Below are 9,408 nucleotides of genomic sequence, written 5' to 3' on the forward strand. Positions count from 1 at the left end.
TACCGCTTGCACTGTTTATAGCAGGGGTGTCAGTTTTGGTGCCTGAAAATAGGTAATGTCCTTCTTCATCCTGAGCATTGAAAGACGACTCAATTGAATCACGATAGCTCTTTAGCTCCGTGATCATACCGGTACGGTCTTGATCAGTCAGTGAGCCATTCGCGCCCCACAACGCAATATCACGCATGCTCATTAGGCTCTCTTTCACTGAGTCTAAATGCGTTTCTTGACTCGAAAGCGTGGTTTTGACGTTTGCGATATTGTTTTGATATTGGGCGATGGCGCTGTTTTCACGATCCAAATTAAGCAGCTTAATCGATGCCATTGGATCGTCAGATAGTTTAGTTAGACGCTCACCTGTCGTCATTTGTTGTAGCACGTGCCCCAGGCCTGCATTGTTACCTTGCAGGCTTTGCAGCATCATTTGGCTAAATTGATTGTCACTGATTCGCATCTGGGTTTCCTTTAGAATAACTGCAATACAGAATCGAACAGCTGATTCGCTGTGCTGATCACTTTCATGTTGGCATTGTGTGCATTAGCAAACGTCATTAAGTTAGCCGCTTCTTCATCACTGTTAACGGCACTCACATTGTCACGAGCCGCATGTGCTTGCTTGTTCATGGCTAACTTAGCTTGGTAATCGGCGTCTGCTTGGCGTGCTTTAATCGCGGTTTGACCCACCATGGAACTGAATGCGTCATTCAAGCTCACTGAGCCATAGCCAGTCACAGAAACAGGTTTGTTGCTTAAATTAATCAACGACTGCAATACATCCGCATTACCTGGCGTACCATCACTTGAAAAAGCAAGCTCACCTGGAGTTAACTCAGTGACATCCAAACTTGCCGCTGGGTTGGCAGGGTCGTAACTGAACAATGGTTTACCTGGGTTACCATTTAAATCTTGTCCAGTAGCGAGCACAGCGTTGTATTCATCCGCTAACGCTTTCGCCATGTCATTCAAAGCCAATTGGTTTGGTTTTAATACATCGGTTTGATAATCGTTAATCGCACCTAATTTGCCACCAAGAGAGTCACCAATCGCAAAACTTTGGCTTGAGAATGTTACGTGTAAGTCTGCTACGTAAGGGTCACTAGGGTCTGGAACGGCTGCGAGTTTGCCATGGTCCGTGCCCATCACAAGTGGCTGACCAGAGGTCAACGTTACCTGAACACTGCCGTCAGGCTGTTCTGTTGTTCTGATTTCGATGGTTTGAGATAACTCGCCGATCAACTTATCTCGTTCATCCATAAGTTGCGATGGGTTGCCACCTGTTCCTTGCATTTCAACCAGCTGTTTGTTTACCTTCGCGATGTTTTCCATGAGGCTATTCGCGTGGTTGAGTGCCGCATTACGCTGGTCGCTCATATCTTTATGTTGGTTGTGCAAAGACTCGGTCAACGTATTAAAGCGGCGCGCCAACGCTTCAGATTCGTTGATGATTTGTTGACGGTAAGGGATCGACTCAGGCTTAACCGTAGCATCGTTAAGCGCAGCGTTTAGAGAGTCCAAACCAGCAGAAATACTGAAGCCATCGGCCCCTAGCGTATTTTCCAATTGGCTCATGTTGCTGGTGTAACCAGAAGCGTACGCCGCCATACTGTTAGTTGACCACGTTTGCTTAATCAGAAATTGGTCTGTAACGCGGCGAATGCTGGTGACCTCTACCCCTAAACCAGGGCTTAAGCGGTTGGCTTTTCCGTCATCGACTGATGCCATCAACGCTTGTTGACGGCTGTAGCCCACAGTATTCACGTTCGCCACGTTTTGTGCCGTTACGTCTAAGGCCACGCGGTTCGCGCCTAAACCTGAAAGGGCAATATTAACTAGGTTCATTTACAGCTCCATTTTCCTGATCAACGGCTGAGAAAACGCGGTAGTCATACCGGCCTCACCGAGCACCTGTTTTACAGAGGCGACGGCTTGAGAGGCGGTATTAAATAAGCTTGAGTTCCCCTCAATCTCGTTAGCATCAAGCTGTGAGATAGATTCAGAATTCGCACCTTTACCATCGTTTGCAGATGAGATGTTACGCGCAGCATCAAAGGCGACTTCGCGCATAGAGGGGCTAAGTTGCTGGATGAGCATATTGGCAATGCCGGAGCTCTGCTTTTTTGCCAGTTCCATTGCCAGTTGCCCATCGTACATATCGCGGAAAACACCTTGCTGCTTGCTTGCAAACGGGCTGTCTTTATCCGCTAGAACATCGCTGCTGCTGCGCATTTGACGCAGCACCATTTGTAAAAACATCGCCTCAAATTGACCCGCCACTACTTCAAGCGCGCCTTCCTGATCTCGACTCTGCTTGATGTTGGCAAGTGCGCTGTTGTCGTGATACAGCATCGAATTCAGTTGAGTTTGTTCATTGGTACTGTCTAGTTTCATCCTTAACTCCTTAAATCACGACCAATTCAGCGTTCAATGCACCCGCTTCGCTCAGTGCTTGCAGGATAGACATTAAGTCAGTAGGTGTGGCACCTAAGCTGTTTACCGCAGTCACAATAGTGTTGAGCTCCGTGCCTGGAGGCCAAATCACCATTTGAGCTAAATCTTCGTTCACATCAAGATCCGTTTGGTTAACGACTTTCGTATCGCCATTTGCAAACGCATTTGGCTGACTGACTTGTTGTGATTCAGAAATTCGCACGGTTAAGTTGCCATGGCTCACTGCTGCCTCACTCACTTTGACACTCTTACCGATCACGACCGTTCCCGTACGAGAGTTAAAGACAATTCGAGCCGGCTTGCGGCCTTCCACGACGCTCATTTCTTCAAGCATCGACATCATCACTACGCGCTGTTGGGTATCTTTTGGTGCACGCATATCAATGCGCGCTTTATTGATCGCAACAGCAACGTTAGGCCCAAAAGTGTTGTTGATTTCACGCGCGATATTTTTTGCCGTCGTGAAGCTTGGTTTACGCAGGTTTAAGGTGACTTCATCACGCTGGTTGAAATCAGTTTTGATTTCTCTCTCTAACGTCGCACCATTCGGAACGCGACCTGCCGTTGGCGTATTAACTTCGACTTTGGAGCCACTTCGCCCTTCTGCAGATAAACCGCCCACCACGACGTTTCCTTGTGCAATGGCATACACTTCACCATCAATACCGCGTAAAGGCGTCAACAATAGCGTACCGCCACGGAGGCTTTTCGCGTCACCAATTGAAGACACGACCACGTCCAAAGTTTGTCCAGGGCCCGCCATTGGATCAACGGTTGCTGTCACGCTCACAGAAGCCACATTTCGTAGCTTAGGGTTCATACTGTCATCAATTTGAACCCCAAACTGACGGAGCATGTTGGTAATAGATTGAGAAGTAAATTTCACTTGGTTTCGGTCACCCTGGCCAGCTAAGCCAACCACCAAACCATAACCAACCAATTGGTTTTCTCGAATGCCGCGTACATCGACCAAGTCCATGATCGGAATTTCCACTTCAGCATGTGAAGTGGTTGGTAATCCCAAGGTCAACACCAATAGGAAAGACGTAAAGAAAGATTGCATTGTCTTCATTAGAAAGGTACCCATGGGCTGTTGAAGAATTGAGTTAGCCACCCGGCTGCGTTGCTGTCAGCCAGAGCTCCGCGACCTGCGTAGGTAATTCGTGCATCAGCAATTCGTTGAGAAGAAACTTGGTTGCTGCGATTAATATCATCCACACGAACAATGCCAGTGAGACGAATAAACTCATCTCCCTGGTTTAGGCGCAGCCACTTTTCGCCACTGATACGCAATACACCATTAGGTAACACCTCGTGTACCGTTACGGTGATTGCACCTTGCAGTTTGTTGCCCTGTGAGCTTGAAGCGCTGCCATCAAAGTTGCGGCTGCCATCGACACTAACCCCTAACTCATCGAACGTTTTCGTTCCTATGGTCGGCGCCGCGAAGTTAACCGCTGAGCTTTTGCCAAACTTAGTACCCGCTTTTTTGCTCGATGAGGTTTCTTCTGATAGTTGAACCGTTAACACATCGCCAACTCGGTAAGCACGACGATCCTGAAACAGGGTCATCGTGTATTGGTGACGATAAAGGCTACCAGACTGGGTTTCCGGCAACGTGTAATCGAGCGTTGGTGGTGCGTATTCCTCGGCATTTGGCTCAGGCGGAATAAATTCCTGACGGCCGGCACATCCCACCAGCAACACGGCGGCTACTGCCCAACTCTTAGAAAGCCATTTCATTGCTTTTTCCTTCATCATCACCAATTTCATACTTACATTGATTGCGAAACAAACTTCAGCATGTCATCTGCAGCAGAGACCACTTTCGCATTCATCTCATACGCACGTTGAGTCGTGATCATGTCGACCATCTCTTCCACTACTTGTACGTTTGAACCTTCCAATGCACCTTGCTTGATGAGGCCTGCACCATCTTCACCAGCAATCAGTTCATCTGCCGGGCCGCTGGCTTCCGTTTCACGGAACAAGTTACCACCCACCGCCTCTAAGCCTGCTGGGTTAATGAATTTTGCGAGTGTGATTTGACCAAGCTGCTGTGGCGTTGGATCGTCCGCCGTCGTTGTTGTTACCGTGCCATCAACACCAACAGAGAATGAAGAGGCATTATCTGGGATCTGAATTTGTGGCTCTAACGGCAAGCCTTGGCTGTTAACCATCAAGCCTTCAGAGTTGACATGGAACTGACCATTACGTGTGTACATGATCTGTCCATCCGAGTTTTCGATTTGAAAGAAACCCTGTCCCATTACGGCAAGGTCCAACTCTTGTGTTGTATTTTGAGTGTTACCTTGCGTAAACACTTTTTGCGTGCCAACTACGCGAACACCGCTACCTAGCTGAATACCACTTGGCAATTCGTTAACTTGGTCTACTTGAGCACCAGGTTGACGCTGAATGCTGTAGAAAAGGTCTTCGAATACAACTCGGTCACGCTTAAAGCCAACTGTATTTACGTTCGCTAGGTTGTTAGAAATGGCAGTCATCTTCGTGTCCTGCGCTGCCATGCCTGTTTTACTTACCCATAATGCTGAATGCATTTTTTATTACTCCTTGCGGGGCGAGACTTATCTCGCCGCCATTAATTTATTACCAGCTTGTGCCAACGTCTCGGCCGTTTTCATCATGCGAACTTGCATCTCGAAGTTACGCGTTAACGACATCACGCTAATCAACTCATCAATGGCAGATACGTTACTGCCCTCAATGTGCTCAGGAGAAAGTTGCACGGTTTCATCGGCAGCGAATGGCACGCCATCTACACTGTGCAGTAGGCTGTCACTCTCTTTTTGAAGTTGGTTCATTTCTGGTTTAACCAACTTCAACGTTCCCGCGACGATTTCTGCGCCACCACCTGGCGGAATCACGGATACTTGACCACGCTCGCTGATTTCAATCTTTTGATAATCAGGCACAACCAAAGGCCCATTTTCACCAAGAACAGGAAAACCGTTGATGGTCATGGCACCAAAAGTGTCGACTTGGATATTGCCCGCTCGCGTGTACGCTTCGTTACCCGCAGGGGTTTCAACAGCAAGATAACCCTCACCCATGATGGCGACATCCAACGGGCGTCCCGTTTTCATAATGTCGCCAGAATCAAAACGCGTTGAGGCAGAGTTGGTCACAACCATAGTGCGACCATCAAAACCTGGGCCTTGCATTTCTACACTGCGCACGCGCTCCATATCCGCTCGAAAGCCAGCAGTATCAGCGTTTGATAAGTTGTTTGAACGCACGTGCTGAGCCTTAAGAACTCGACTCGCACCTGACGTTGCAGTAAATAACAAGCTATCCATGCAAAACTCCCATTACACCGCGTTAAACAAAGCTTGAGTTAGCTTGTCGCTGGTAGAGATGGTTTTCGCGTTTGCTTGGTAGTTACGCTGTGCGGTCATTAGCGCCACAAGCTCACTGGTTAAGTCAACGTTAGAACCTTCTAGCGCACCTGGGGTTAAATCACCCAACGTACCTGAACCAGGGACACCCGTGATTGGCGCACCAGAGCTAAAGCTTTGAGTCCATGCCGTACCACTCACTTTTGCTAAACCTTGTGTGTTGGCGAAGTCTGCAAGTACAACTTGACCTTGCAGCTGTGATTGGCCGTTAGTGTAGGTCGCGTAAACCATGCCATTACCTTCAACGCGTACACCTGCAAGCTCACCGGATGTGTAACCGTTCGGGCTGTTAGTACTTACGCCGAATTTCGCACCAAACTGCGTGCTGCCTTTCAAGTTAATGTCGACACTCATCGCGTTTGCGCCTGCCGCAGGGAATGAAACATTAAACGGAGCCGTCGGTGAAGAAAGCGAACCGTCTTTGTCAAACGTTACTGGCACCGTTGTCACTGGTGTTGCACCACCATCCACTTGAACATTCACTTCCCAAGAGTTAGAAGCGGTCTTAGTGAAGTACTGGGTCACCGTGTGCGAGTTACCCAGCGAGTCATAGACTTTTGTGGTGTAAGACGAATTGAATGAGTTTGGATCGTCCGGATTAAACGGCGTTACCGTTTTATCAATGGCAGACGCACTTGCATCAAAGTTTGCAACAAAATCAAGACCGTCTGTCGCTTTTGCATTCAGTGATGACGTAGATACTTGGATATTGCCCACAGAGCCTGTCATCAGGTTGTTGTTGCTATCCACACTGTAACCTTGCAGTTTTGCGCCACTGTTCGCTGTAACAAAGTTATCTTTATCTGTCGCGAATACACCTGAACGCGTGTATAGCGTTTGACCCATATTGTCTTTAGTGACAAAGAATCCGCCACCGTTGATAGCCAAGTCCATCGCACGGCCAGTTCCTGAGATACTGCCGTCTTTGTCGAAGTTCTGTGAAATTGACGCGACTTCTACACCACCAGGTTGCATGCCGTTGTATACTGCGGAGAATTCTGTGCGGCCACCTTTAAAACCATACGTTGATGCGTTGGCAATGTTGTGACTGATTGTGTTTAGCTCTGTGTTGGTCGCGTCCAGACCACTTAGTGCGATGTTAAAACTCATAAAAAGACCTCTGATTTCCCTATTTGGTTAAGCACCAAACTGAGTGATTTGATAGAAAGGAACGTTGCCAACGCCATGGACATTGACTAATGCTGCGCCGCCAGTATTTGGAATGCGCACTTGCTCAACAGTGCCAGCCATGAGCACATTTGGACTTGCTTGCCCTTCTTGCACTTCTACTGCCACTGAGTATTTGCCTGGTTTAAGACCAAGTTCTTCAGGATTAATTGAAAAGTCGACGTCACCTTTGCCGTGAGCACCTAATGGCACTTTAGTAGATTGACCAAACTCATCTTTCACAACTAACGTCACTTGGTTTGAGCTATGAGCGAGTTCGATTTTTCCGTTCTGTACGCCTTCACCAAGCTCAAATTCTTTGGAGTTGACGTAAACAGTTTGTCCGACGAGCCCCGCTGTCGATAGCACTTGCATGTTGTCGAGGAGAATCATGCTCTGTTGCATTGTCTTGGACATATTCTCGGTACTTTGAACTTGAGAGAATTGAGCCAACTGACCAACGTATTCAGTGCCATCAAGTGGGTTAAGTGGATCTTGGTTTTGGATCTGCGCCACCATCAAAGAAATGAATTCGTTCTCTAATGAAGAAGCACTGTTCATATCTTTAGGATTTGGTGCAATGCCATTGTTCTCTTTTGCTTTAGTGCTCACAGGAGCATCAGACGATAAAGGTGTATATTGTGCGAGACTCATTAACTGCCCTGCCCTAATCTAAGCAGACCTTGCTGCATACTTTTCACATTTGATAACACTTCAACATTGGTTTCGAAGCTACGTGTCGCTGACATCATGTCTGCCATTTCAGCCACGACATCGATATCTGGGTAATACACATAACCTTCACCATTGGCCAACGGGTTGTTTGGCTCAAAGCGTTTCTCGGCTTCTCCCGCATTTTTCACAACGTCAACAATGCGAACTTCAGCATTGGGATAAACCCCGTTTTCCGTTGTCAGCTGCGCTTTTTGGTACACAGTCGCGAATACGGGCTTCAGCGCTTTATAAGCGTCATCTGGATTTGCAGACACCGCGTCCGCGTTAGCTAAGTTACTGGCGACCGTGTTAAGACGCACAGTTTGTGCCGTCATCGCGGATCCAGTGATCGAGTAAATATCAGTGAATGACATAATTAACGTCCCTCAATCGCTTTCGTTAAGCCATTAAATTTCATGTTGAGAAACGTCAGGCTAGTTTGAAAGTCCATGTTGTTTTGCGTGAATTTCGCTTGTTCAACACCCAGTTCTACAGTGTTGCCATCTTTGCTGTTCTGGTAAGGCACCGAGTATTGGGCCTGAACCTGAAACTTAGGCACTGGTTTGTTCACACCGCCTGCAGCCACCTGGTTCATTACGGTGGTGAAACTTAGGTCTTTCGCCAAATACCCAGGGGTGTCAACATTTGCTAGGTTACTGGCAAGGACTTTGGTACGCTGAACGCGAAAATTAAGTGCCTCTGGATGTACACCTAAAGCATTTTCAAATGTGATCGCCATGCATCTTCCTTACAGTTGGCTCGAATACGCCAACATACAAACAAGATGCGTGCCATAAAAAATAGTTATATATATCAATGATTTACAAACAAGGATGGAAGCCAAACTTCCGGCTCACGGAAAGCATTAAAAGCAAGGGGAAAGTGCTTACTTCCTCAACATTAATGCTAACTCTGCTTGCTCTAATACCAGGACAAACTTTCGCCAACACCTCTGGCAGAACCCTAAGCGTTGAGGAGATAAAATCTGTTGTAGCAGAGCATTTCAAACAAGAAGTGGCCCAAAATGCTCACTCTAACCAGTGGGGAGAATACCAACTGGATTTCGACATGTGGGTACCAGGCTCGGCGAATCACCTACCTGAGTGTGAATCGCCTCTGGTCATCACTGGTCGCGACAATCAAGCGTTGCCAGTTGGAAACCTTAAGCGCTCAGTAAGTTGCGATGACATCGCTTCACCCTGGCGAATTAACGTCACGATAAAATCTTCTCTGACACTGCCTGTCTTGGTTGCCACAACCACGGTCGGTCGAAATGAAGTTGTGACTGCCAAGCACGTTAAACTGGAAACGCGCACCATCTCGCGACAAGACGATTTTTATACTCGCCCAGGACAAGCAATAGGCTTAGAAACCTCTCGCCGTTTACGTGCAGGGCAAGTGGTCAACCCATCCAATTTATCTGCTCCACCTTTAATCGAAAAAGGCAATGAAGTCATAGTGATTGCGAGCAAAAATGGATTTAGCGCTAGCACGAAAGGAGTCGCCTTAGAAGATGGTGCGAAAGGGCAACAAATTGAAGTAGAAAACCTAAGTTCAGGCAAGGTCATTAGAGCTGTCGTAACCGGGTTAAACCAGGTTCATACTCAATTTTGATTTTGGACTCAGAGTAACATTTTTTAATTTTGGCTCTCGTCAGTAA

Annotated in this window: 12 protein-coding genes; 1 reads left to right on the forward strand and 11 read right to left on the reverse strand. The window is 47.4% G+C overall.

The genetic code is table 11. The annotated features are described in order from the left end of the window. From flgL to flgB, 11 genes are all read right to left on the reverse strand, one after another. Positions 1–454 (reverse strand): flagellar hook-associated protein FlgL (gene flgL / locus CAG69_RS02665; protein WP_161442619.1); only part of this gene is annotated, 454 nt, incomplete at its 3' end. 11 nt (positions 455–465) lie between these two features. Next, the gene (flgK, locus tag CAG69_RS02670) at positions 466–1,839 is read right to left on the reverse strand and encodes a flagellar hook-associated protein FlgK (RefSeq protein WP_161442621.1); all 1,374 of its coding nucleotides are present in this window, start codon (positions 1,837–1,839) and stop codon (positions 466–468) included. Then, on the reverse strand, positions 1,840–2,388 hold the full coding sequence (locus CAG69_RS02675) for a rod-binding protein (protein ID WP_161442623.1): 549 nt from the start codon (positions 2,386–2,388) through the stop codon (positions 1,840–1,842). Between the two features lie 10 nt (positions 2,389–2,398). Continuing rightward, positions 2,399–3,520 (reverse strand): flagellar basal body P-ring protein FlgI, encoded by a 1,122-nt coding sequence (locus CAG69_RS02680; RefSeq protein ID WP_031780462.1) that lies wholly within the window; start codon positions 3,518–3,520, stop codon positions 2,399–2,401. Next, positions 3,520–4,191: a flagellar basal body L-ring protein FlgH gene (gene flgH / locus CAG69_RS02685; RefSeq protein ID WP_005395295.1), complete on the reverse strand. Its 672-nt coding sequence runs from the start codon at positions 4,189–4,191 to the stop codon at positions 3,520–3,522. Before flgH ends, CAG69_RS02680 begins: the two co-directional genes overlap by 1 nt. 32 nt (positions 4,192–4,223) lie before the next feature. Further along, positions 4,224–5,009: a flagellar basal-body rod protein FlgG gene (flgG, locus tag CAG69_RS02690; protein ID WP_005395297.1), complete on the reverse strand. Its 786-nt coding sequence runs from the start codon at positions 5,007–5,009 to the stop codon at positions 4,224–4,226. 27 nt (positions 5,010–5,036) lie between these two features. Further along, on the reverse strand, positions 5,037–5,768 hold the full coding sequence (gene flgF / locus CAG69_RS02695; protein WP_006741308.1) for a flagellar basal-body rod protein FlgF: 732 nt from the start codon (positions 5,766–5,768) through the stop codon (positions 5,037–5,039). Between the two features lie 12 nt (positions 5,769–5,780). Next, positions 5,781–6,977 carry a flagellar hook protein FlgE gene (gene flgE, locus CAG69_RS02700; RefSeq protein WP_005395301.1) on the reverse strand — a complete coding sequence of 399 codons (1,197 nt, stop codon included), beginning with the start codon at positions 6,975–6,977 and terminating at the stop codon, positions 5,781–5,783. 27 nt (positions 6,978–7,004) lie between these two features. Further along, entirely contained in the window at positions 7,005–7,688 is a 684-nt protein-coding gene (gene flgD / locus CAG69_RS02705; protein ID WP_005395303.1) for a flagellar hook assembly protein FlgD, read from the reverse strand. Then, positions 7,688–8,122: a flagellar basal body rod protein FlgC gene (flgC, locus tag CAG69_RS02710; RefSeq protein WP_005395305.1), complete on the reverse strand. Its 435-nt coding sequence runs from the start codon at positions 8,120–8,122 to the stop codon at positions 7,688–7,690. Before flgC ends, flgD begins: the two co-directional genes overlap by 1 nt. A 2-nt stretch (positions 8,123–8,124) precedes the next feature. After that, positions 8,125–8,487: a flagellar basal body rod protein FlgB gene (gene flgB / locus CAG69_RS02715; protein ID WP_005395306.1), complete on the reverse strand. Its 363-nt coding sequence runs from the start codon at positions 8,485–8,487 to the stop codon at positions 8,125–8,127. Positions 8,488–8,564: 77 nt separating this feature from the next. On the opposite strand from flgB, the gene flgA reads away from it, so the two are divergent. Continuing rightward, on the forward strand, positions 8,565–9,362 hold the full coding sequence (flgA, locus tag CAG69_RS02720) for a flagellar basal body P-ring formation chaperone FlgA (RefSeq protein WP_006741306.1): 798 nt from the start codon (positions 8,565–8,567) through the stop codon (positions 9,360–9,362). Positions 9,363–9,408: the final 46 nt, after the last annotated feature.

It is taken from the genome of Vibrio sp. V43_P6S15P86 (assembly GCF_009904725.1).
Lineage (GTDB): Bacteria > Pseudomonadota > Gammaproteobacteria > Enterobacterales > Vibrionaceae > Vibrio > Vibrio diabolicus.

What these genes read in the sequence shown, in the direction of transcription:
- flgB (WP_005395306.1), bottom strand. Translation starts at nt 8,487, where the DNA reads ATGGCGATCACATTTGAAAATGCTTTAGGTGTACATCCAGAGGCACTT.
- flgF (WP_006741308.1), bottom strand. Translation starts at nt 5,768, where the DNA reads ATGGATAGCTTGTTATTTACTGCAACGTCAGGTGCGAGTCGAGTTCTT.
- CAG69_RS02675 (WP_161442623.1), bottom strand. Translation starts at nt 2,388, where the DNA reads ATGAAACTAGACAGTACCAATGAACAAACTCAACTGAATTCGATGCTG.
- CAG69_RS02680 (WP_031780462.1), bottom strand. Translation starts at nt 3,520, where the DNA reads ATGAAGACAATGCAATCTTTCTTTACGTCTTTCCTATTGGTGTTGACC.
- flgD (WP_005395303.1), bottom strand. Translation starts at nt 7,688, where the DNA reads ATGAGTCTCGCACAATATACACCTTTATCGTCTGATGCTCCTGTGAGC.
- flgK (WP_161442621.1), bottom strand. Translation starts at nt 1,839, where the DNA reads ATGAACCTAGTTAATATTGCCCTTTCAGGTTTAGGCGCGAACCGCGTG.
- flgA (WP_006741306.1), top strand. Translation starts at nt 8,565, where the DNA reads ATGATTTACAAACAAGGATGGAAGCCAAACTTCCGGCTCACGGAAAGC.
- flgC (WP_005395305.1), bottom strand. Translation starts at nt 8,122, where the DNA reads ATGTCATTCACTGATATTTACTCGATCACTGGATCCGCGATGACGGCA.
- flgH (WP_005395295.1), bottom strand. Translation starts at nt 4,191, where the DNA reads ATGAAATGGCTTTCTAAGAGTTGGGCAGTAGCCGCCGTGTTGCTGGTG.
- flgE (WP_005395301.1), bottom strand. Translation starts at nt 6,977, where the DNA reads ATGAGTTTTAACATCGCACTAAGTGGTCTGGACGCGACCAACACAGAG.
- flgG (WP_005395297.1), bottom strand. Translation starts at nt 5,009, where the DNA reads ATGCATTCAGCATTATGGGTAAGTAAAACAGGCATGGCAGCGCAGGAC.